General features: G+C 48.5%; 19 protein-coding genes. 13 read left to right on the top strand and 6 right to left on the bottom strand.

What is annotated here, in order from left to right; translation table 11 throughout:
• Nucleotides 1-456 precede the first annotated feature (456 nt).
• Nucleotides 457-1,710 (bottom strand): 2-oxoglutarate dehydrogenase complex dihydrolipoyllysine-residue succinyltransferase, encoded by a 1,254-nt coding sequence (gene odhB, locus HC229_RS05050; RefSeq protein ID WP_191019373.1) that lies wholly within the window; start codon nt 1,708-1,710, stop codon nt 457-459.
• An 86-nt stretch (nt 1,711-1,796) separates the two neighbouring features.
• A complete protein-coding gene (locus HC229_RS05045) occupies nt 1,797-4,571 on the bottom strand; it encodes a 2-oxoglutarate dehydrogenase E1 component (protein WP_191019372.1) in 2,775 nt (924 codons plus the stop codon).
• A gap of 115 nt (nt 4,572-4,686) precedes the next feature.
• Between HC229_RS05045 and HC229_RS05040 the strand changes: the two genes are divergently transcribed.
• From HC229_RS05040 to HC229_RS05030, 3 genes are all read left to right on the top strand, one after another.
• A complete protein-coding gene (locus HC229_RS05040) occupies nt 4,687-5,259 on the top strand; it encodes a hypothetical protein (RefSeq protein WP_223845525.1) in 573 nt (190 codons plus the stop codon).
• Nucleotides 5,260-5,495: 236 nt separating this feature from the next.
• Nucleotides 5,496-6,287, top strand: a complete 792-nt coding sequence (locus HC229_RS05035) for a glucose 1-dehydrogenase (RefSeq protein WP_191019370.1) — start codon at nt 5,496-5,498, stop codon at nt 6,285-6,287.
• A 132-nt stretch (nt 6,288-6,419) separates the two neighbouring features.
• Nucleotides 6,420-6,848: a hypothetical protein gene (locus HC229_RS05030; RefSeq protein WP_191019369.1), complete on the top strand. Its 429-nt coding sequence runs from the start codon at nt 6,420-6,422 to the stop codon at nt 6,846-6,848.
• Between the two features lies 1 nt (nt 6,849).
• On the opposite strand, the gene HC229_RS05025 is transcribed toward HC229_RS05030, so the two are convergent.
• The gene (locus tag HC229_RS05025; RefSeq protein WP_191019368.1) at nt 6,850-7,206 is read right to left on the bottom strand and encodes a hypothetical protein; all 357 of its coding nucleotides are present in this window, start codon (nt 7,204-7,206) and stop codon (nt 6,850-6,852) included.
• On the bottom strand, nt 7,203-8,171 hold the full coding sequence (locus HC229_RS05020; RefSeq protein ID WP_191019367.1) for a polyprenyl synthetase family protein: 969 nt from the start codon (nt 8,169-8,171) through the stop codon (nt 7,203-7,205). The genes HC229_RS05025 and HC229_RS05020 overlap by 4 nt, the downstream gene beginning before the upstream one ends.
• A gap of 150 nt (nt 8,172-8,321) precedes the next feature.
• On the opposite strand from HC229_RS05020, the gene HC229_RS05015 reads away from it, so the two are divergent.
• The 8 genes from HC229_RS05015 to HC229_RS04980 all read left to right on the top strand — a co-directional run bounded on the left by HC229_RS05015 (nt 8,322) and on the right by HC229_RS04980 (nt 19,552).
• Nucleotides 8,322-8,915 (top strand): TetR/AcrR family transcriptional regulator, encoded by a 594-nt coding sequence (locus tag HC229_RS05015; RefSeq protein ID WP_191019366.1) that lies wholly within the window; start codon nt 8,322-8,324, stop codon nt 8,913-8,915.
• Nucleotides 8,916-8,922: 7 nt separating this feature from the next.
• Complete coding sequence (locus HC229_RS05010; RefSeq protein ID WP_191019365.1) at nt 8,923-10,263, top strand: TolC family protein; 1,341 nt, start codon at nt 8,923-8,925, stop codon at nt 10,261-10,263.
• 4 nt (nt 10,264-10,267) lie between these two features.
• Nucleotides 10,268-11,332 carry an efflux RND transporter periplasmic adaptor subunit gene (locus HC229_RS05005; RefSeq protein WP_191019364.1) on the top strand — a complete coding sequence of 355 codons (1,065 nt, stop codon included), beginning with the start codon at nt 10,268-10,270 and terminating at the stop codon, nt 11,330-11,332.
• 12 nt (nt 11,333-11,344) lie between these two features.
• Entirely contained in the window at nt 11,345-14,530 is a 3,186-nt protein-coding gene (locus HC229_RS05000; protein WP_191019363.1) for an efflux RND transporter permease subunit, read from the top strand.
• A 281-nt stretch (nt 14,531-14,811) separates the two neighbouring features.
• Nucleotides 14,812-17,292 (top strand): TonB-dependent receptor, encoded by a 2,481-nt coding sequence (locus HC229_RS04995; protein WP_191019362.1) that lies wholly within the window; start codon nt 14,812-14,814, stop codon nt 17,290-17,292.
• Nucleotides 17,293-17,364: 72 nt separating this feature from the next.
• Entirely contained in the window at nt 17,365-17,700 is a 336-nt protein-coding gene (locus HC229_RS04990; RefSeq protein ID WP_191019361.1) for a hypothetical protein, read from the top strand.
• A complete protein-coding gene (locus tag HC229_RS04985; RefSeq protein WP_191019360.1) occupies nt 17,700-17,984 on the top strand; it encodes a hypothetical protein in 285 nt (94 codons plus the stop codon). Before HC229_RS04990 ends, HC229_RS04985 begins: the two co-directional genes overlap by 1 nt.
• A gap of 5 nt (nt 17,985-17,989) precedes the next feature.
• Entirely contained in the window at nt 17,990-19,552 is a 1,563-nt protein-coding gene (locus tag HC229_RS04980; RefSeq protein WP_191019359.1) for a PepSY-associated TM helix domain-containing protein, read from the top strand.
• A 45-nt stretch (nt 19,553-19,597) separates the two neighbouring features.
• On the opposite strand, the gene HC229_RS04975 is transcribed toward HC229_RS04980, so the two are convergent.
• Together HC229_RS04975 and HC229_RS04970 are read right to left on the bottom strand one after the other, a co-directional pair.
• Complete coding sequence (locus tag HC229_RS04975; protein ID WP_191019358.1) at nt 19,598-19,939, bottom strand: toxin-antitoxin system YwqK family antitoxin; 342 nt, start codon at nt 19,937-19,939, stop codon at nt 19,598-19,600.
• A 166-nt stretch (nt 19,940-20,105) separates the two neighbouring features.
• Nucleotides 20,106-21,086, bottom strand: coding sequence for a TlpA family protein disulfide reductase (locus tag HC229_RS04970; RefSeq protein ID WP_191019357.1), 981 nt, complete (start codon nt 21,084-21,086; stop codon nt 20,106-20,108).
• Between the two features lie 555 nt (nt 21,087-21,641).
• On the opposite strand from HC229_RS04970, the gene aspS reads away from it, so the two are divergent.
• Both aspS and HC229_RS04960 read left to right on the top strand, forming a co-directional pair.
• Nucleotides 21,642-23,396, top strand: coding sequence for an aspartate--tRNA ligase (gene aspS, locus HC229_RS04965; protein ID WP_191019356.1), 1,755 nt, complete (start codon nt 21,642-21,644; stop codon nt 23,394-23,396).
• 122 nt (nt 23,397-23,518) lie between these two features.
• Nucleotides 23,519-23,716, top strand: coding sequence for a cold-shock protein (locus HC229_RS04960; protein WP_191019355.1), 198 nt, complete (start codon nt 23,519-23,521; stop codon nt 23,714-23,716).
• Nucleotides 23,717-23,830 lie beyond the last annotated feature (114 nt).

The following is a 23,830-nucleotide window of genomic DNA, read 5'->3' as shown; positions in this document are numbered from 1 at the left end:
ATGATGCTTATTTGTCCGATAAAACTAGGGTAATCTATTTTAAACTGTTTATTGATAAATCAAAAAACTATGAAGAAGAACATTGTGATTTGGCTAGGCGTATTTGTCCTTTCGTGTACTGCACAAGGTCAGTTGCCAAACGGGGCAATCGCCCCAGGTTTCGACGTCACCGACATGAATGGCGGTCAACACTCGCTGAATGACGGTTCCTATCGCTCGCTCGCGATTTATGACCTTACGGGGGAAATTGGTTTTCAACTCCCAAGACATAACTGCAGACACCGCAATAGACCTTTCCGGACCCAAGCAAGGGATGTATCTTGCGAAATTGGAAAGAGACGAAAATGAAGTGTCCGTTGAAAAGTTACTGCTCAAATAGCAGATTTGCCGCATTGATACAAACAAAAAACCCGCTCCAATCGAAGCGGGTTTTTCAAATATGAACTAAATAGAAATCTACAATTCAAGCGCTTTTTTAGCGTCTCCGTTCATCAAAAGCTCTACCGGATTTTCCAATCCTTCTTTGACGGCCACCAGGAATCCGACCGATTCGCGTCCGTCGATGATGCGGTGATCGTAAGACAGCGCCACGTACATCATTGGGTGAATTTCAACCTGTCCGTTTACGGCAATCGGGCGGTCGATGATGTTGTGCATCCCGAGGATTCCTGACTGAGGCGGGTTGATGATAGGTGTCGAAAGCATAGAACCGAAAACACCGCCGTTCGTGATCGTGAACGTTCCTCCTGTCATGTCGTCAACCGTGATCTGTCCGTCGCGTGCGCGCAGGGCCAAACGTTTGATCTCAGATTCGATACCGCGGAACGAAAGCGCTTCGGCATTTCTGACCACCGGAACCATCAAGCCTTTCGGGCCTGAAACCGCGATCGAAATATCGGCAAAATCGTATGTGATTTTTTGGTCGCCGTCGATCATCGAATTTACGTCAGGGAACAATTGCAACGCTCTCGTTACGGCCTTTGTGAAAAACGACATATAACCCAAAGAAACGCCGCCGTGTTTGGCTTTGAACGCATCTTTAAACTCGTTTCTCACATTGTTTATTGGCGTCATATTGACTTCGTTGAACGTCGTGAGCATTGCGGTTTCGTTCTTGGCCGCAACCAATCGCTCGGCAACTTTGCGTCTCAACATCGACAGTTTGGCGCGTTGGGAAGAACGGTTTCCTCCGGTTGGCGTTCCCATTGACGGAGTCGCGTTTACCGCGTCGTCTTTGGTGATGCGGCCGTCTTTTCCGGTTCCGGAAACGGCAGCGGCATCGATATTTTTTTCATCGAGAATTTTCTTCGCAGCCGGTGAAGCCGAACCTGAGGCATAAGAAGTCGCGACCGGGGCAGCTTTTGGTTCTTCTTTTTTAGGTTCTTCTTTTTTAGGCTCCTCTGCCTTTGGAGCTTCGGGCTTGGACTCTTCTTTTTTGTCTTCGGCTGGAGCCGATCCGCCGTCTGGCTTTGCCGCGTCCGTGTCGATCAGGCAAACGACCTGCCCGACTTTGACAGCGTCGCCTTCTTCGGCTTTAAGTGTAATGATTCCGGCAGCTTCGGCAGGCAATTCAAGCGTCGCCTTGTCCGAATCAACTTCGGCTATTGCCTGGTCTTTCTCGACGTAATCGCCGTCTTTCACTAACCAGGTTGCGATTTCCACTTCGGTAATCGATTCGCCCGGCGAAGGAACTTTCATTTCTAAAATCATCGATATAGAATTTAATGTTTTTGTTTAAAGTTCAAGGTTTAAAGTTACGCATGAACCTTAAACTTCAAATCTTTAACCTCTAACTTTTAATTAAACAAATTTTTGTCGAAAACCATCGCAATAGCCGCGGCGTGACGTTTCTTCGAACGTGCGTAACTTCCGGCGGCCGGCGCACTGTAGGCTTTCAATGAAGCTACACGCAACTTGACCAGGTCGAAGTTCATGAGCATGTGGCTGTACGCGCCCATGTTTCTCGGCTCTTCCTGTGCCCACACGTAATCGTCGGCGTTCGGATAAGAGGCGATAATTTCTTTAAGTTGCTCGATCGGAAGCGGGAACAGCTGCTCGATCCTGACCAAAGCGACGTCTTTGCGTCCGAGGTTTTCGCGCTCGGCCAGCAAATCGTAATAGAATTTACCCGTACAAAATACAAGTGATTTCACCTCTTTCTTGTTAACGGTAATATCGTCGAATGTTTCGTGGAAGTGGCCGTTAGCCAATTCGTCCTGAGTCGAGATCACAAGTGGATGGCGCAGCAAACTCTTAGGCGTAAATACGATAAGCGGTTTGCGGAACGTCGTTTTCATCTGACGTCTCAGCAAGTGGTAAAAGTTCGCCGGAGTCGTGACATCGGCAACATACATATTTTCGTTCGCGCATTGCTGAAGGTAGCGCTCCATCCTCGCAGACGAGTGCTCGGCGCCTTGCCCTTCGTAGCCGTGAGGCAACAACATCACGAGCCCGTTCTGGTTATTCCATTTATCCTCGGCGGCCGAAATGTACTGGTCGATCATGATTTGCGCCCCATTCGAGAAGTCCCCGAACTGCGCTTCCCAGATCGTCAGTGTTTTCGGGCTTGCCAATGCGTATCCATAGTCGAATCCGACGACGCCATATTCGCTCAAAAGCGAGTTGAACACGTTGAACTTGCCCTTGCCTTCCTTGAGGTTTTGCAACAGGATCACTTCTTCTTCGGAATCTTCGACCTTCACGACAGCGTGGCGGTGAGAAAAGGTTCCTCTCTCGACGTCCTGTCCTGAAATCCGCACGTCGTAACCTTCGGAAATAAGCGTTCCGTATGCCAGCAATTCGCCCATCGCCCAATCGAGTTTGTCGCTTTCCCACATCGTTTTGCGGTCGTTGATGAGCTTCGTGATCTTGCTGATGAATTTCTTGTCGGACGGCAATTCGGTAATCTGTTTGGCGATTTCCGTCAGTTTTTCCTTGTCAAATTTCGTATCGACGTGCTCAAGCATCTCGGCTTGGTCTGCCTGGTGGAAACCTTGCCATTCGTTTTGCATGAAAGGCGTGATGATCGTCAGGTCTTTCTTACGCGAAGCCTCAAGGTTTTCCTCAAGCATCGCTTTGTATTTTTCTTCGAGGCCCTTTACAAAACTGTCGTCGATGATACCATCGGCTTTCAACTGTTCTGCGTAAATGTCGCGCGGGTTCTTGTGTTTTGCGAGAAGTTTGTACAACTTCGGCTGGGTGAAACGAGGCTCGTCCCCTTCGTTGTGGCCGTATTTTCGGTATCCGAGAAGGTCGATGAAGACGTCGCTTCCGAATTTCATCCTGTAATCGAGGGCAAACAACATCGCATGAACTACGGCTTCCGTATCGTCTGCGTTGACATGGAGCACGGGTGCAAGCGTCACTTTTGCAATGTCGGTACAATAGGTCGACGAACGCGCATCGAGATAATTCGTCGTAAAACCGACCTGGTTGTTGATTACGATATGGATCGTACCCGCAGTCTTGTATCCGTCAAGCTTCGCCATCTGGACAATTTCGTAAACGATGCCCTGACCTGCGATCGCGGCGTCACCATGGACGGCAATCGGAAGTACTTTCGAAGCATCGTTCGGGAAATAGCGATCCTGTTTGGCGCGCGTGATCCCTTCGATGACGGCTCCTACCGTTTCAAGGTGGGACGGATTTGGCGCGAGGTTGACATTGATCGATTTCCCGGTTTGCGTCCGACGATCGGCAGTCAAACCGAGGTGGTATTTCACGTCCCCGTCGAACAATGCATCGTCGTCGTAATCTTTCCCGTCAAATTCCGAGAAAATATCTTGTGTCGGTTTGTTGAAGATGTTGGCCAGAACGTTCAGGCGACCGCGGTGCGCCATTCCCATGACGAACTGCTCGACACCTTTTTCGGCCGCAGCCTCAATAAGGGCGTCCACTCCAGGGATAAGCGATTCGCCACCCTCGAGCGAGAAACGCTTTTGGCCGACGTATTTCGTATGGAGGAAATTCTCGAAAGAAACTGCCTCGTTCAACTTGGACAAAATTTGTTTTTTCTGCTCCGTCGAAAATTTCGGACGGTTGTCGTTCACGCCAATGCGTTCCTGTATCCAGGTGCGCACTTCCGGATCGCGGATGTACATGTATTCGACGCCTATCGACTGGCAATAAATCCGGTTCAGGTGCTTGAGTATATCCTCGAGCGTCGTCGGCTCGAGATACATGACTTTTGCCGCATCGAAGGTCGTTTGAAGATCGGCATCCGACAGACCAAAATTCGAGAGGTCAAGCGATGGCGAAAAAACGCGACGCTCGCGCACCGGATTCGTCTTGGTGAACAAATGGCCACGCGTGCGGTAGGCATCTATGAGTTTAAGGACGTTGAATTCCTTTTGAAGTTTTTCTGAAATCTGGGAAAAATCCTGGTTCGAGGCAGCCGCCGAGGCCATTTCCTGTACCGGACTGACACCGCCATAAGCGCTCGTCCCAAAGTCGTAACCCTGGAAAAAGCTTCTCCAGCTTGGCTCGATGCTATCGGGATTTTCGAGATATTGGTCGTAAAGTTCGGCGAAGAATTCGGTGTGCGCTGCGTTCAGGAATGAAAACCTATCCATAATGTTTGGAATGTGACTACGTTTTGAAAATAGTTCCGCAAAAGTACGATAATTGGCCAAATCTGTATGCTTTTTTAGATACTTTTATAGATATTAAAAAATGCATCGCAATCCCATGAAATTCCTTGTTCCCGTTCGGTTTAGGCTCGTTGTCGCCACTTTTTGCGTTTTTGCCTCAATCGATGTAATGGCGCAGGACTCGACCTATTCAGCAAATGCCAAAATGCCGTCCGATTTCTGGAGACGCGTCCAGGTAGGCGGCGGGCTCGGGTTGGGCATCGGAAACGGCTATACGGACATCGCCGTCGCACCGAGCGCGATCTACAATTTCAACCGATATTTCGCGGCCGGAGTTGGGATTACGGGCAACTACGTGCGGTTTTGCGATTATAGTTCAAGCATAGATGAGTACCGTTCCTGGATTTATGGCGGAAGCCTCATCGCATTGGTGATGCCCATCGAGCAATTGCAATTGTCATTCGAACTCGAGCAACTGCGCGTCAATTCCCGAATCGAGCATTTTGAGGATGGGACCATACACGATGATTTCTGGAATACGGGTTTGTTCGTCGGGGCCGGATATCGGACGCAAAACGTCACGGTCGGAATTCGATATAATTTGCTCTTCGATGCCGACAAAACCGTTTATGCAGATTCCTGGATGCCTTTTGTCAGGGTCTATTTCTGAGCAGGATCGGTCACGGATCGGTCTGACGAATCGCAGCGTTTTTCTGTCGCGGATCGTTGTGGATTTCGGTAGTTTTGAAACTTGCTTCCGCAGACATTTTTCCGGCTAGAAAACCCAGCCGCAATCGACTCATTACTCATTGCTTCAATTTGAATCATTAATTTAAGTTAATTGCTCTTTCCTTAACACAAACCGGTTTTCCGATCCCGAACTTTACGGAACTAAATATTTATACCATGAGTTCATTTAATGGAAAAACAGTGATTATTACCGGGGCCGCGATGGGTCTTGGGTTGGCAACCGCGAAAGTACTTGCTGAAAAAGGCGCAAATTTATCGCTCGTCGATTATAACAAAGAGGCACTTGAGAAGGCAAAATCGGACATTCAAAATGCAGTTCCGAACATTAAAATCCTGACGGTCGTCGCCGATGCTTCAAACGAAGAGGCCGTCAAAAATTATGTCGATAGGACCGTTAACGAATTTGGCGCAATACACGGCTTTTACAACAACGCCGGAATCGAAGGCAAACAGGCGCCACTTACTGAATACGATGTGGAGGTGTTCAGGAAAGTCGTCGATATCAACCTGACGGGCGTTTATTTCGGATTGCGTTACGTGATCCCGGTCATGCAAAAAAACGGTGGCGGCAGGATCGTCAATGTCGCATCCGTTGGCGGAATCCGCGGCGTAATCAACCAAACACCTTATGTAGCAAGCAAACACGCCGTTTCGGGCATGACTAAAAATGCTGCGATCGAATACGGAAAGGACAATATTTTTACGAATGCAATTGCTCCCGGCGCCATCCTGACACCTATGGTCGCCGAGGCGTTCAAGCAGGTCAACCCTTCGGATCCTGCCGCCGCAGAAAAAGAGTATGCGCAACGCAATCCGACACGCCGTTTAGGGCAACCGGAAGAAGTCGGGAAACTCGTCGCCTACCTCCTCAGCGACGACTGCAGCTATGTGAATGGCCAGACGATCGCGATAGACGGTTGCGAATCCAATCTATACGGAAACTCCTGATTTTGGAAGTATTCGAAATGACGCGCCCATCTTAATTAGGCAAGATGGGCGTTTTCTTTTAACAATTTCGGCAGAAAAACTGTAATTCGCGTTGAGCTTCACCTCGTAATTTTACGGTTCAATCTATACGCCATGAAATGCTGTTATCTGCCATTAGCACTGCTTATCTTCGGATGCCAGTCATCGAAAATGCATAAAACCGGTATCGTATACGCCGGCCATTTTGAAATTCTCAACAAAACTGAACTAGCCGAAAGTTGGAATGCCAAACTCGAAAAAAACGGTATCCGATCGCGATTATCTACATTCAAAATCAGGAAAGACCGCGACGCCGTAACAGATTCGACCTATTATTATCTGTACGCGGAATCGTACGAGAATGATACGAAAGCCGCAACGATACTGACGCGACGCGAGAATTACTTCTATTCGGTAAAAACTGCGGAATGCATCGTTTGTTCCTGTCTCGAAGGCGCGCCCCGCCAGGTCGACGGCAAATGGTTATGCGAGTCCCAGACCGGCCAGGAAGAATGCGATGAGACGATTCTGGCAGCGAAATGAGTTAGGAGAATTTGTGCCGGAACCAGACTTTTTGCCATTCGCGTTTAAGGATCAAAAAAGATACTTGTTGCGAAAGTTCCACGATGTCCGATCCGTCGAGGCTTTTTACTTCATTTTCGGGAACGTCGATAATGTAGAGCAAGTTGAGATATTCCGCAAATTTGTACTGGATCAGACGGTATATCTTTTCGTGAAGTTGAATCTTGAGTTCGTTGGGAGAAGTACTTCGCGGGAAATCGACAGGATCATTCGCAAGGTTGAAGTCTTTGTTGAGTTGCTCGACGAGCTTGAGGTACAATTCCTCTCTTTCGGCTTCCGAAAGCAGGGCATCGGTTGAAATCGGGGGGACGAAACTCATACTTCGCGATTCATTAAATTCTCGCCGAACGTGCGCAATATCGCCTTTTTATCGTCGGAAATATCCATTTTTTCAAGGGTTTCAAATGCCCTGAACGTATAGTCGCGAATCGCATTTTGAGTCTCGTCCGACGCGCCGGTTTGGTCAAAAATCGCTTTCGCCGATGCTATTTTCTCCGAACTGTCTTCGGGACTGGTCGCATACAATGCCTGCAGCTTTTGGCTTTCGGTGGCCGAAGACATGGCTTTGAGGTAGAGATATGTCTTTTTATTCTCGATAATGTCGCCTCCCACCTGTTTTCCGAAGGTAACCGGGTCGCCAAAGGCATCGAGGTAATCATCCTGCAACTGGAAAGCGATGCCGAGATTACAGCCAAATTCGTAAATCAGTTTCTTATTCGCTTCGGACGTGCGCGCGATAATGGCGCCCATTTGCAAAGCCGCGCCCACGAGAACGGCGGTTTTGTTCTCGATCATCTTGAGATAGTCGGGAATCGTGACATCGTTGCGGGTTTCAAAATCGACATCCCATTGCTGGCCTTCACAGACCTCGAGAGCCGTCTTGCTGAACAACTTTGCAAGGTCGCGGAAAATCTCAGGCTCGTATTGTTCAAAATATTGGTAGGCCAGGATCAACATCGCATCTCCGGAAAGAATGGCGGTATTGAGGTTCCACTTTTCGTGAACGGTCTCATTTCCTCTGCGCAACGGGGCGTCGTCCATAATATCGTCGTGGACGAGCGAAAAATTGTGGAACATTTCGATGGCGAGTGCCGCCGGCAAGGCTTCTTCAAAATCGGTATCGAAAACTTCAGCTCCCATGAGCGTCAGTATCGGACGCATGCGCTTCCCTCCCAACCCGATGATGTAATCGACCGGCCCGTAAAGCCCGATCGGATCCTTTCGCAATGTTTGCTTTTTGAGATAGGCGACGAAAAAATCGCGGTATTGGTCAATGGTGTGCATACGCAAATTTCGCGCTAAGGTAACCCTTTGTGTGCGTCTGGCAAAAAGCCGCCAAAACAGTCAATGTTAAAAATTTGTAAATACTTTGGAAACTATTTTTGTGTAAAAAGTTTCCATCATAGATTTGCACCTGATTTTCAAACCCAGGAAATGAAAGAGAAGATTATCACCAGAGCGGCCGAAATGTTCCTGAAGTATGGCTTCAAGAGCATTACCATGGATGATATCGCGAACGATATGGGCATTTCGAAAAAAACCATTTACAAGTATTTCATCAATAAAGAAGTGCTTATCGCGGAATCTACCCAATCCGTACATCAACACGTAATTGCGACAATTGCCGAAATCGGCTCGAGCGGTTATAATCCTGTAGAGGAGAATTTCCAGATACGCAACATTTTCGAAGGCATTTTCCAGGCCGCCGACGCATCACCGCTTTACCAGCTTAAGAAGCATTACCCGGAAATTTACCAACAGGTCATCGATCGCGAGGAACACGAGTGTTTCCAATATATGCGCCACAATATCGAGAAAGGAATTGCCCAAGGTTACTATCGCAGCGACGTCGACATTGAAAACTCCATGCGGTTTTACTGGACGCTCATCATGCGTATCAACGAGACGACGATGTTCGAAAAAGATGCAAAAGTGCTCGAACTCGCCGCCCTGATTTACCACACCCGCGCCATCGGTACACCAAAAGGCGTCGCGGAACTAGAGAAACAATTAGCAATCAATACCTAAATACCCAATGAGAAACATCCTATTAATTGCGATCCTTAGCATAGGTTTCGGTGTTCGCGCCCAACAGCCGAAAACCTTGACGCTAAAAGAGGCCATCAGCTTTGCTTTGCAGAATAAGGCCGACTCCAAAAAAGCGAGGCTCGATGTCGAGAACGCTGGCTACCAGATCCAGGAAGTTCGCGCGCAGGCACTTCCCAACATTTCGGCAAACGGAAACCTGACCTATAACGCTATTCTACAGAACAGCGCGCTTCCTGCGGAGTTCTTCGGAGGCCAGCCGGGCGACATTGTGCTCGTCCCTTTTGGACAGAAGTGGAATTCGACGGCGGGTGTTTCCCTTACACAGAATATTTTCGATATGAGTGTCTTTACAGGGCTCCAGGCAGCTAAAAGCACGCGGGAATTCTATCAGATAAACGCCGCACTTACCGACGAAATGGTCATCGAACGCGTTGCCAATGCCTATTACGAAGTGTTTGTCGCCCGCGAGAGACTGACCGTGGCGGATAGCAATTACGTCAACAACAAGAAAGTGCGAGACGTGATACAGGGGCAATTTGACAACGGTTTGGCCAAACGCATCGATCTCGACCGGACGACGGTCAACCTGAACAATATCCAAACGCAAATCCAGCAAAACAGGAATGCCGTGCAGCTCGCCGAAAACGCGCTCAAATTTTACATGGGAATGCCTATCGAGACACAAATCGTGCTTACCAAAGAGGACGTACAGGTAAACCCGCTTTCAATGACCGAAGTTCCCAACGTCGAACAACGCTCGGAATTCCAGCTTATGAAGAAGGAAGAACAGTTGTTGACTTACCAAAAAAAGGCGGAAATAGCGGGCTTTTATCCTACGCTTGCGCTGTCTGCGAATTACAATTACCAAGGTTTGGGCAACGAATTCCCTTGGGGCGGAAAACCGGCAGACGGAGTGTATTGGACCGATTATTCTGCCATCGGATTGAATTTACGCGTGCCGATCTTCGCTGGTTTCGGAACGAGAGCCAAAGTCAATAAGGCCGATGTCGCGCTTCGCAAGCACCAGGAAGACATCCTCGATACGCGACTTTCGCTCACCAAGGAATATTACGACGCCGTGGCCCAGCTCGAAAACAATCTGGCGACACTCAAAAACCAACAGGAAAACGTGACGCTTGCCGTGAGCGTGCTCAACGATACCCAAAACAATTATTACAACGGATTGGCCACTTTGACGGATCTTCTCGATTCGGAAAACGCGCGCACAGAAGCCCAGAATAACTACAACACCGCGTTGCTCGAATACAAAAAGGCCGAAATCCAACTCATCAAATCAAAAGGAGAATTAAAGACACTAACCCAATAAAATCATGAAAAAGAAACTTATCTATATTGTCGTCATCATCGCGGTCGTGGCACTTATCGCCTACGTTTTGACGAACAACAAGGCCAAGAACGAGAACGAACAGGCCGTCGTATCCGAAAAGAATGCGACCATCGCCATTCGCGTCGATACCGTCTCCACGAAAAACCTTTCCACCGATTTCGTCTCCAACGGTACGTTCATGCCGTCCCAGGAGCTGAAATTCTCTGCCGAAAATTCGGGGCGCGTCGTCAAAGTACTTGTCGATGAAGGTTCGTCGGTTCGCATCGGGCAAACCCTTGCGGTGATCAAAGGCGACAAGCTTTCGGTAGACGTGACCAGCGCGCGTGCTTCTTACCAGAACGCTTTGGCGGATGCGCAGCGCTACGAAAACGCGTTCAAATCCGGAGGTGTGACCAAGCAGCAGCTCGACCAATCGAAAGTGACGTTGGCCAACGCGAAGGCGCAATTGGACCAGGCCAACATCAGCCTTGGCGATGCGACGATCAAGTCAACGATAAACGGGATCGTGAACAAGCGCATGATCGAGCCGGGATCGGTGGTTTCTCCGGGAACGGAATTGTTCGAGCTCGTGAACGTGTCCAAGCTGAAGTTGACGGTAACCGTCGATGAAGGACAGATTCCCTCTTTGAAATTGGGCAACAGTGTCGATGTCAAGGCAAGTGTTTATCCGGACAGGAAATTTTCCGGAAAAATCACGTTCATCGCGCCAAAAGCCGATGCTTCGCTGAAATTCCCGATCGAAATCGAAATCGCCAACAACCCGAACAACGAATTGAAAGCCGGAATGTACGGAACGGCCGAATTCGTCCAGAAAGGAAGCGCACAAAAACCCATACGCGCCATTTCGCGCACGGCTTTCGTCGGAGGTGTGAACGCCGGACAGGTTTTCGTGGTCAAAAACGGAGCAGTAAAATTGCGCAAAATCACGCCGGGTCGTATCCTGGGCACCCAGGTGGAAGTCTTGAAAGGGATCGAAGATGGGGAAATCGTGGTCACCTCGGGTCAAATCAACCTTACCGACGGTGCCAAAGTCAACATCATCAAATAAGCCCAACAACAAATGAAAATCGCAGAAATTTCCATAAAACGGCCCACGATCATCATCGTGCTGTTTATCATCCTGACGTTGGGCGGGCTCTTCAGCTTCTCCAACCTCAGCTACGAGCTCATCCCGAAATTCGAGATGAACGTCGTGACCATTTCGACCATTTATCCCGGTGCTTCCCCGTCTGAAGTAGAAAATACGGTTTCCCGCAAGATAGAGGACGCGATTTCGTCTCTCGAGCTTGTCAAAAAAGTGGAAACGAAATCGTACGAGAGCCTTTCACTCGTGATGGTGACGCTTGAACCCGAGGCTGACGCCGATTATTCGCTTAACGACGCCCAGCGTAAAATCAATGCGATCGAAAAGGATTTGCCGGAAGATGTAGATCCGCCGTCGCTTACGAAGTTCTCCATTTCGGATTTACCTGTCGTTACCCTTGGCGCCACGGCCAATATGGATGAGGCCGCATTTTACGATCTCCTCGACAAAAAGATCGAACCGCTTTTGGCCCGCGTCAACGGAGTCGCACAAGTGACGCTCGTCGGCGGGCAGGAACGCGAAATCCAGGTAAGCCTCGACCAGGAAAAACTAAAGGGTTACGGGTTGTCGATTCCAGCCGTGCAACAAGCTGTGTTGTCGTCGAACCTTGACTTTCCGACAGGTAACCTCCAGACGCGCGACAGCAAAATGTTGATCCGCCTTTCCGGAAAATACCGCAATGTAGAGGAAATGCGCAATCTCGTGATCTCGAGCCAAAATGGTTTGCAGATCCGTCTGGGCGATGTTGCCGACATTCAGGATTCCCAAAAACAAGTGGAGAAAATCGCACGCGTCAACCAAAAAAGCGCGATCGCGATCCAGATCATCAAGCAAACCGACGCCAACGCTGTAACGCTTAGTGAAGACGTCCGGACGGCGATTACGGATATCGAAAAAGAATACGCTAAAGAAGGCTTGAAGCTGCAAGTGGCCAACGATACTTCTGAATTTACGCTCGTTGCAGCAGATGGCGTTATCCACGATTTGTTCCTCGCGGTCATCCTCGTGGCGTTCGTGATGTTGTTCTTCCTTCACAGCTTGAGAAACGCATTCATCGTCATGGTGTCGATCCCGGCTTCGTTGATTGCGACATTTATCGGAATTTACCTGATGGGATATACGCTCAACCTCATGAGCTTGCTCGGGCTTTCTCTCGTGGTCGGAATCCTCGTCGATGACGCGATCGTGGTACTCGAAAACATTTACCGCCACATGGAAATGGGCAAAAACCGGGTGCGTGCCGCCTACGAAGGAACCAAGGAAATCGGGTTCACGGTAACGGCCATCACGCTTGTGATCGTCGTCGTGTTCCTTCCGATTGCGATGAGTTCGGGCTTGGTATCGAACATCATTACGCAGTTTTGCGTCACGGTCGTAATCGCTACATTGTTGTCGTTGCTGTCTTCGTTTACACTTATTCCGTGGCTTTCGTCCCGATTCGGAAAACTCGAGCACATTACCGGCAAGAACCTTTTCGGACGCATCATTCTCGGGTTTGAACGCGGATTGGATCGCTTTACGAATTGGGTAACCGGAATCCTCAAATGGTCGCTTGCGTCAAAATGGAGAAAAATTTCGTCTTTACTCATTATTTTGGGACTCTTCGCAGCATCGATCACGTTGGTCGGAGCCGGTTTCATCGGAGGCGACTTCTTCCCTAAACTCGACCGCGGTCAGTTCATCGTCCAGCTCGAACTTCCGAAAGACGCGTCTGTAGAGCAAAGTAATTTCATGACGCAGAAGGCGGAGGAATACCTGAACAAGCAAAAAGACGTGACGAGCCTGATCACGACTGTCGGACAAACCTCGTCAGGATTTGCGGGTTCACAAACGACACCTTATAAATCGGAAATCACCGTAATGCTCACCGATGCCCAGGAGCGCGAAGACAACACGTTCATTTACGCGGCAAAAACCAAGCGTGAATTACAAAAAATTCTGGTCGGAGCGCAGGTCAAAACGGTTCCCGTGAGTATCATGGGTGGTGCCGACGAAGCGCCGCTGATGCTGACTTTCACCGGAAACGACGTAGAAAGCGCGATGAAATTCGCCAACGCCGCCGCGGCCGAGCTCGCCAAAATTCCGGGCGCGACGGAGATCAAACTAACCTCCGAAACGGGTTCGCCTGAGGTCAATGTCCAGGTGGATCGCGACAAGATGTCGTTGTTGGGCCTCGATTTGCAAACCGTCGGATTGACGATGCAGACCGCGTTCAACGGAAATACCGACGGAAAGTTCCGCGCGGGCCAGTACGAATATGACATCAACATCCGTTTCAACGAATTCGACCGCTCTAATATCAACAATGTGCGCGACCTCACCTTTGTGAACAACGACGGGCAACAGGTCAAACTTTCCCAATTTGCAACGGTTACAGAAGGTTCGGGCCCTAGTTTGCTCGAGAGACGCGATAAAAGTGCGTCGGTTTCGGTACAGGCGCAAAACGTTGGTATTTCGGTTCAGACGTTGGCCCAGGAATGGGAAGCCAAGTTCACTAAATTGGAACGCCCGGCCGGTGTCGATTACATTTGGGGAGGCGAAATGGAAAATACCGCCGAAGGTTTCGGAACCCTTGGAGTGGCCTTGCTCGCGGCGATCATCCTCGTCTACCTTGTAATGGTCGCTCTTTACGACAGTTTCGTGTATCCGTTCGTGGTTTTGTTCTCTGTTCCGCTTTCGTTTATCGGGGCGTTGTTCGCATTGGCCCTGACCAACAATTCGTTGAACATCTTTACGATTCTTGGTATCATCATGCTCATCGGGCTCGTGTGTAAGAATGCCATCCTGCTCGTGGATTTTACCAATCATCGAAAAGCCGAGGGAGAAACGACCTATACCGCGTTAATCCAGGCCAACCACGCCCGTCTTCGCCCGATTTTGATGACGACGATCGCGATGGTTTTCGGTATGATCCCGATTGCGATCGCCACAGGTGGTGCGGCCCAAATGAACAACGGTTTGGCTTGGGTCATCATTGGAGGTTTGATCTCGTCTTTGTTCCTGACGCTGATCATCGTTCCGGTCGTGTATTCCGGTTTCGACACGTTGTTGCGCTGGAGAAGCAAAGGCAAGGAACAAAACGATTATGCCGAACTCATGGTGGAGGAATATACTCCGACAGAAGTCAGCGACGATGGTTTTACGAACAAGCACACACATTAAGTTTAAATACCACACTTTTTTTGAGAACCGTCGGAGTGAAAACTTTGGCGGTTTTTGCTTTCATCAGATCCCATCCGGATTTTCGCGTCAAAAAAACGTCGATTAATTGGGCAATTCCTTAAAAAATTAAACGTCGGATTTTCAGTTCGGATTTTATTCGGTTAAAAAAATGACGGATTCGAAAAAATGCCGTTTTAGACGTTCTTATTTAGAATAAATAAAAATAAATCTTGGTAAAGTGGATTTGCGGTCATAGTTTTGCATCCGAAAAATTGAACCTCATGAACTTCATCTCCACCAAACATTTCATTTTAATACTTTCGCTTTTGTGCTTCGCCTTTACTGGTTTGGCCCAAACGGCAACGATAAAGGGGCAGATTACCCTGTCGACGGCAGCTCCCGCCGACAACGTTTCGGTAACCCTGAAAAACACCCAGATCGGCACGGTCACTGACGCAGCCGGCAATTACGAAATCAAAAACCTAAAGCCAGGCACTTACGTAGTGAGAGTTTCGTTTGTCGGATTCGGGTCTAAGGAAAAGAACATCACGCTGTCGGCAGGATCGGAAATCGTCGAGAACTTCGAATTGATTTCCACGACCGAACAATTGGCCGACGTAACGGTCGAAAACGGAAAGACGAACAAATTTGCGCGCAGAGAGAGCGTCGTGGTTTCGAAAATGCCGTTGAAAAACATCGAAAATCCACAGGTTTACACCACGATTTCAGCTGAATTGCTAAAAGAACAAGTCGTGACCAACATAGACGACGCATTGAAAAACGCTCCCGGGATTACCCAACTTTGGGTCTCGACCGGTCGTGGAGGAGACGGAGCCGGCTATTATTCGCTTCGCGGATTCGCCGTACAACCGACAATGGTAAACGGTTTGCCAGGCTTGACCAACAGCTCGCTCGACCCACAGAACATCGAACGCATCGAGGTTATCAAAGGGCCGTCGGGGACGCTTTTCGGCAGCAGCCTAATCTCTTACGGCGGCTTGATCAACATCAACACGAAACGCCCGTACAAATATTTTGGAGGCGAGATCGCTTACGTAGCCGGAAGCTATGGCCTCAACCGCATCACGGCTGACATCAACACGTCTTTGGACGCCGATGGGAAAATCCACTTCCGCTTGAATTCGGCATTCCATAAAGAGGACAGTTTCCAGGATGCCGGTTTCCGCAAATCGTTTTTCGTAGCGCCATCTTTGTCTTATGAAGTCAACGACCGCCTGTCTTTCCTTGTGAATGCAGAAATTTTGAACTGGGAAGCGACGAACCCGACGATGTTGTTCTTTGACCGCAATGCACCGTTGCGCGTAAACGACATGAATCAATTGGGTTACAACAACAAGCGCTCTTACACGAGCAACCAATTGTCGATCGAGACACCTTCTTACAACATCCAAGGACAGATGTTCTACAAACTCAGTAACAGCTGGACTTCCCAGACGGTTTTGAGTCGCAGCGCATCCAAAGCAAAAGGTTACTATTCTTATTTGTACGAAGGTTCGCAATTCCTTCCGATCACCGAAGGCGTCACGTTCGCGCGTTACCTGAACTACCAGGACAATACGGGACAGACGACGGACATCCAACAGAATTTCATCGGGGATTTCAAGGTCTTCGACATGAGGAACCGCATCGTCGTCGGGTTGGACTACTTCAACAGGACAGTTACCGACAACAGCTCGGGATACATCCAGAACGGTTTCGTCTACATCGGGGATGCACTTGACCAATTCAACGCCGTACTCGGCAATACCGATCCTACTACATTTGTCGATGACAGCGGCGTATTGACCAAATCTGCTACAGATGCTTTGCTCGAAAGCGCACCTTTGAACATTTCGAAGACAAAACAGGAAGTTTACAGCGTTTATGCGTCGGACGTTTTGAACATCACGCCGGCCTTATCGGTTATGTTGTCGGGAAGAATCGACCGTTTCTTCAATTATGCCGATGCCAACCAACGCAATCCTCAGGCACAGACTGCTTTCTCTCCGAAGTTTGGCGTGGTTTACCAACCGATCCTCGACAAAGTATCGGTTTTTGCAAACTATATGGACGGCTTTACGAACACGGCTCCGGGCGCCGACCGCATCAATGGTTTGCCTGTGCAACGCGTTTTTGATCCGGAACACGCCAAGCAATTCGAGTTCGGGACAAAGCTGAACCTGCTTGGCGACAAGATTACGGCTAGCCTCAGCTATTTCGACATCCGCGTAAGCGACGCTGTTTACTCTGTGCTTTTGGAAGATCTCGATCCGACGGACGGAATTCCGGGCGATCAGGTCAACCGCCAGGACGGGGAGCAGAAGAACCGCGGTTTTGAAGCCGACATCCAGGCGAGTCCAATCGAAGGCTTGAATTTGACATTCGGTTACAGCTACGTCGATTCACGTCTTACAAAAGGAGATCCCGACTTTTTAGGAAAGCGTCCGGAAAGCGCCGGACCGCGCAACCTCGTAAACCTTTGGGCGAGCTATAAATTCACAAAAGGAACTCTCAACGGATTCGGTGCCGGATTCGGTGGAAATTACGCCGACGAAAACCGCATCATGAACCGCAACGTAGCGGGAACTTTCACGCTTCCGTCTTATATGGTGCTGAATTCATCGCTTTTCTATACGAAAGAACATTTCACGCTGACCGTCAAATGCGACAACCTTACCAATAGGGCCACCTATGACGGCTGGTCTACCGTTCACCCAAGAAACATGAGAGCCGTATTGGCTGGATTGGCTTACAAATTTTAATAATGCGTTAGTTATTGCAGGGCCCCGATTCGCGTCGGGGCTTTCGCGGTAATCGCAAATAAAGTAAACATCATGATCACGATAGGCGCTTTACTGGCTTTCCTTGGCTTCTTTGCCGGTTACAACACCTCCCAAAAAGCCGTACTTACCGGAGATACGAAAATCGAGCTTTGGCTGAGGAGTAACGCCCCGAATGCCAGGATCGCGGGATTGCTGCTGCTCATCGCGGCGCTTCTCGTCTTGGTGACGGATAAAGGAATTGGCGCCGGAACCTTCGTATTCTTCGTGATGCTGATGACGTTCGGAAGTCTTATCGTACTTTTGTCGCCCCTGAAAATCATAACCCTCAAAACCGCCGGAATCGCGTTTGCGCTGGCTTTGGCAATCGAACTTTTAAACCTTGTATAATGCCGGCAAATCCAAAATACCTTACCGCGACGTTCTGGCCGAGATTTTCTAAGATTACGGCCGCCATCATAGGCAGTTATTTCGTAACGATGACTTTTCACCTGATGTTGGCGTCGTATCTCGACAAAAATATCGTGACCATCACAAGCGCTTATACCGCATTCCTGTTATGGGTAACGCTGATGATCCTTACTTTCGTGGCCAACAACGGTTGGAAAGTTTGGGGAATCTTTCTTGTTTTAAGCGCCGTTTTCGCGGGCATCACTTACGCAGCACATCTCTAGATTTCATGGAAAACCGCAAATACAATATTTTTTTTCACTTGCACACCGTTAGCGGAATTGTGATCAGCGTCGTGCTTTTCGTGATGTTCTTCGCCGGATCGTTCTCGTTTTTCAGGGACGACATCAACAACTGGCAGCACAACAAGAAAACCGAGATGGACGAAGTGCTGTATGGCGACTTTAACCGTGCAATAAAGGTAATCGACTCGGCTTTCGTGATGCAGGGAAGAACCTTCGAATTGAGTCGTCCGTATGCCGAGAAAATGATGATCGCCCATATGGATCCGACGAAAGATTCGCTGGCTCCAAAGAAAGCGCGCATACACGAATATGTTTATGTCGATACGGACACTTATGGCATAAAGGATTATTACGAAGGTTATTCGTTGGGCGAATTTCTTTACAGATTGCACTTTCTCGCGCAGATTCCTTACCCTGTCGGATATTACATCGCGGGATTCGTGTCGTTGTTCTTCCTGTTCGCCATCATAACGGGCGTTTTGGTGCATTGGAAGAAAATCGTGTCTAATTTCTACACATTCCGGCCGAAGGAAAAACTCAAGACAATGTGGACCGACGCTCATACCGGTTTGGGAATGATCGGATTGCCGTTCCAATTCGTCTACGCCCTTACGGGAGCATTTTTCCTGATCAACATTTTCCTTGTCGCGCCGAGCGTGATGACGCTTTACGACAACGATTCGGAAAAACTCTACCAGGAACTCGGCTTTATGAACATGCAGACCGAATTTGCCGATAAGCGCGTCACGCCTGCACTCGATATCAACGCGCTTGCGAAAACCGCTACGGCACAGTTCAGGGATTTCCATATGACGGCACTCGAAATCCAGCATTACGGAGACGCGAACATGCAGGTTACGGTTCGGGGCGCGATCCCGAGGACGGAAAAATTTACCGGTTTAGGAAAGGTGGTCTTCGATGCAAACGGGAAAATCATCGCGACGCAGGATCCATATGGCCCGACGTCTTACCTCGACGGTACGCGCGACTTTCTGTATCGCATCCACTACGGCGATTACGCTGGTTATTCGATGAAGATCGTGAGTTTCATCCTGGGCATCATTACCTGTTTCGTCATTATTTCGGGCGTGATGTTGTGGTTGGTTGCACGCGATAAAAAGAAAACCGATTCCAAGAAAAAACGTTTCAATCTGACCGTCGTCCGGATTTACCTGGCGGTTTCACTAAGCATGTATCCGATTACGGCCGCGACGTTCATAGCCGTGAAGTGCAATCCGTCTACGGACATTTATTTCCTGCACTGGTTTTACTTCATAGGATGGCTGTTGCTCTCCATATTTTTCTACCTTAGAAAAGACCTCGCCTTTACGAACAAATATGCGTTGCTTTCCGGAAGCATTTTAGGACTCATCATCCCGATCGCCAACGGAATCGCAACCGGGAATTGGTTCTGGATTGCACACTCAAAGGGAATGTTCTCTGTTTTCTTCGTCGATGTTTTCTGGATCGGACTTTCGCTCGTGACACTTTACGCTTATCTCAAAGTGAACCGCGCGTCGAAAAAAGCGGCGGTTGAAACCGTATAAAAAAAAAGGCTGTCAGTAACGACAGCCTTTTTTATTGAGATGAATTTAGTTTTTGGCGACAGCCTGGTTCCAACTCTGTATGTTGGATACGCGGCTGTTGGAATAATCTACTTCGCTAAGCGATTTATCGTTCCAGAAGAACCACTTCCCGGTTTTTTGACCTTGAGTGTATTCTCCCATTGATTTTTTATTTCCGTTGAGGTCATAAGCAATCCATTTTCCGTCAGCTTTGCCATCCTTAAAATAACCCAGTTGGGCGATTTGGCCATTGTCGTGAAAGTAGGTCGCTTTAACCACTTCTCCGATAGCTTCAAGTTTTGGTTCTTTTTCCTGGGCTGAAACCATGGCCGAAACCAACACAGCCGCTGCAATAAAGTACTTTTTCATTATAGTAGGTTTTAATGGTTTTACAATCTTCTCTCACAAATGTATCAAACCACTTTACACAAACCAAACTTTCGCTTAACAATTACGTAACATTGAAGAAAACTTAACATTGGAAAACGAAAAACCTCGCAATGACGCGAGGTTTCAGGTTATCGTTGTTTTTTTATTACTTGACCAACGTGTCCAATTTGGCTACCAAACCTGGATCGGATGGCCTTGGAGCATCGGCATCGACGACTTTTCCGTCTGGCCCGACCAGGATGAATCTTGGAATCGACTGGATGCCGTACGCTTTTGCCCAATCTGAATTCCAGTCCTTGTCAGCGAATACTTGTATGCCGCCGAGTTGCTTTTCGGTCACGAAGTTCTTCCACTTGTCGTGGTCTTTTTGAGCGTCAATGGAAACACTGACAAACTCTATGTTCTTGCCGTGGTATTTTTCCTCCACCTTTTTCAAGCTCGGAATTTCCGCGCGGCAAGGCCCACACCATGTCGCCCAAGTGTCGATGTACACGTATTTTCCTTTAAGCGAAGACAACTTCGTCTTGCCGCCTTTGTGATTTTCGTAGTCGAAATCAGGAGAAACCGACCCGACCAATTTATTGATTTCCGCTTTTTGGGCGAACATCTTGTCGAGTTGCGCCTTGTTTTGGGTAAGGCTCATCGTCATTTGGGTGCGGAACTGCTCGTTGATTTCCTTGTTGGCAAGCTTGGTTGTGACGTCTTTGGACAATTTGTCAAATCCGGCCGTAAATCCTTGCTGATCGCCTTTTTCCATAAGCGGCTCAAGTTTTTCCTGCTCGAGTGCGAGATAGGCCATCACGTTGCTCTCTGCCGAACCTTTCCCTGAATATTTGACGGTTTCGTCGAACATCTTGGCGTCGATCGTCATTTTTATATCAGAACCTGGGATGAGGTACAATTGGGTGACTTCTGTTCCATCCCCGATTTGGTAAAAGCCCTGGGGCGCATCGAACGAATCGGAGAACTTCCCGTCCTTACCTTTAATTACCTTCTTGAAATTACGACCCTGGATCACGATCGAGTCGGAATTGCGGTTGGCGATTTCTGCCGTGAATTTCACTTTATTGTCCTGTGCGTACAAGCCCGCAGACGAGGCCAATAGCGCGATCAATAGTTTTTTCATGTTGTTGGATTTATATCAAAGACGTAAATGTAGTATTTTAATCGATTTGCCGTTTTGTTTAGGAAAAGTTTTAGTGTGGATGGTCGGATATGGCTAGTGGACGGTGATCAATGTGTGCCTATCGACGATTTTCGATAAATGACGGACACTTTAGTCGAACTGCGGACGCAACCTGGTTTGATGAACCGGAATTAGCCCCGATGCAAGCAGAAAGCCTTTCGACAAAAATGCGCCTGTTTTTCGCGGTTGCGGCAGCGACCGGAGGAAGCTCGACGCAGCCGCGGAAAAACAAGCATTTTCAAGAAAGCTTGGAGCGGCAGCGGGAACAGCTCCTAAAAAATAGATACAAGACTTTAACAAAAAGTACGTTTTTTCTGTATCGGTAAATTTCCCTTTTTTCGTAGGGACGCCACTACCCTTTCCCTATAGTCGCAAAGTTCGGATTTCGCCGAATATTGCAATTACATGAAAAATGTACTTTTTGTTAAATCTCCAACCCAAACTCAAACGTTTACATTGGGTCAAAATGCCTATTTTTGCAGCAAATTTTTCAAAATGTACAGAAGCCATAACTGCGGGGAACTCAATGCCTCGCACATCAATACAGAAGTTACGCTTGCCGGATGGGTGCAAAAATCGCGCGACAAAGGTTTTATGTCGTGGGTCGATTTGCGCGACCGTTACGGGATCACCCAACTGATTTTCGATTCGGAGCGCACCGATGGGAAAGTGTTTGAAAAAGCCCGCTCACTTGGGCGCGAATTCGTGATACAGGTGAGAGGCAAAGTCATTGAGCGCGAATCGAAAAATCCGAACATGGCGACCGGCGATATCGAGATCCTGGTTTCGGAACTCAACGTTTTGAACGAAGCGCTGTTGCCGCCATTCACGATCGAGGACGAAACCGACGGTGGCGAAGAACTGCGCATGAAATACCGCTATATCGACATCAGGCGCAACCCGGTAAAAAACAGTTTGTTGTTTCGACACAAGGTGGCGATGGAAGTGCGAAAATATCTGTCGGCCCAGGATTTTTGCGAAGTAGAAACGCCTTACCTTATCAAGTCTACTCCTGAAGGCGCACGCGATTTCGTGGTTCCTTCACGTATGAACCCGGGACAATTTTACGCGTTGCCCCAATCACCTCAAACGTTCAAGCAATTGTTGATGGTGGGCGGAATGGACAAGTATTTCCAGATTGTGAAATGTTTCCGGGACGAAGATCTGCGCGCCGACCGACAGCCGGAATTCACCCAGATCGACTGCGAAATGGCATTCGTGGAGCAGGAAGATATTTTGGACACTTTTGAAGGTTTGACACGCCATCTTTTGAAAGAGATCAAGGGAGTCGATGTGGAGAAATTTCCGAGAATGACCTACGATCACGCGATGAAAACGTACGGGAACGACAAGCCCGACATCCGCTTTAAGATGGAATTCGGAGAGCTGAATCAAGTTGCCCAACACAAAGAGTTTTCGGTCTTCAACGCCGCGGAATTGGTCGTCGGGATCGCGGCTCCGAATTGCGGCGAAATGACGCGAAAGGAAATCGACGCTTTGATCGAATGGGTAAAACGTCCCCAAATCGGCGCAAGCGGAATGGTTTACGTGAAGTGCAATGCGGACGGCACTTTCAAATCGTCGGTAGACAAATTCTACGATCAGGACGATTTGCAAAAATGGGCCGAAGCGACGCAGGCAAAAGCGGGCGACATGATCTTCATCTTATCGGGCAACGCCAATAAAACGAGAACGCAGCTTTCCGCTTTGAGAATGGAATTGGCGACGCGACTCGGGTTGAGAAAGCCGGACGAATTCGCTCCTCTTTGGGTCGTGGACTTCCCGCTTTTGGAATTCGACGAAGAATCGGGCCGTTACCACGCGATGCACCATCCGTTTACCTCTCCTAAACCGGAAGATATGAGCCTGCTTGAGACCAATCCGGGAAAAGTCCGTGCAAACGCTTACGATATGGTGTTGAACGGAAATGAGATCGGAGGCGGCTCGATCCGTATCCACGACAAGGAAACACAGGCTTTGATGTTCAAATATTTGGGCTTTACCGAAGAGGAAGCGCGCAATCAATTCGGCTTTTTGATGGACGCGTTCCAGTTTGGAGCTCCGCCTCACGGTGGCCTGGCGTTCGGACTCGATCGTCTCGTGGCGATTTTGGGCGGACAGGAAACCATACGCGACTTTATCGCTTTCCCTAAAAACAATTCCGGACGCGATGTCATGATCGACGCGCCTTCGAATATCAATCCCGTGCAATTGAACGAATTGCAGATCAAGCTCGATTTAAAATTGTGATTTCGCATCGATTCTGAACAAATGTCCGATAATCGGTAATTATTGTATTTTTTTTAACGCGCATATTAATTTTAAACCGAGAAAGTTTACATTTGTTAGCATTAACTTTTATCCGTTTAACAATGCGTACAGGTACAATTAAATTTTACATCGAGTCCAAGGGATATGGATTCATTACAGACGATGAGACAGGAAGAGACATCTTCGTTCATGCATCAGGCGTAAAAGCAGAAAACCTTCGCGAAGGCGACAAAGTCAATTTCGAGGAAGAAGAAGGCCGCAAAGGAAAAATCGCGGCTCAGGTAACGTTAGTAAGATAATCTACATAGTTTATTTTTACAAGGTTCAGGCGTCTCTTCGGAGGCGCTTTTTTTTGACCTCAACGTCGTTATTCGGGTGCACGACATTCGATATTTGTCGATTGGGATTTATGA

Origin of the sequence: Flavobacterium selenitireducens, assembly GCF_014748335.1 — a bacterium.
Classification (GTDB): Bacteria; Bacteroidota; Bacteroidia; order Flavobacteriales; family Flavobacteriaceae; genus Flavobacterium; species Flavobacterium selenitireducens.
This window is presented reverse-complemented; position numbering and strand designations above follow the sequence as displayed.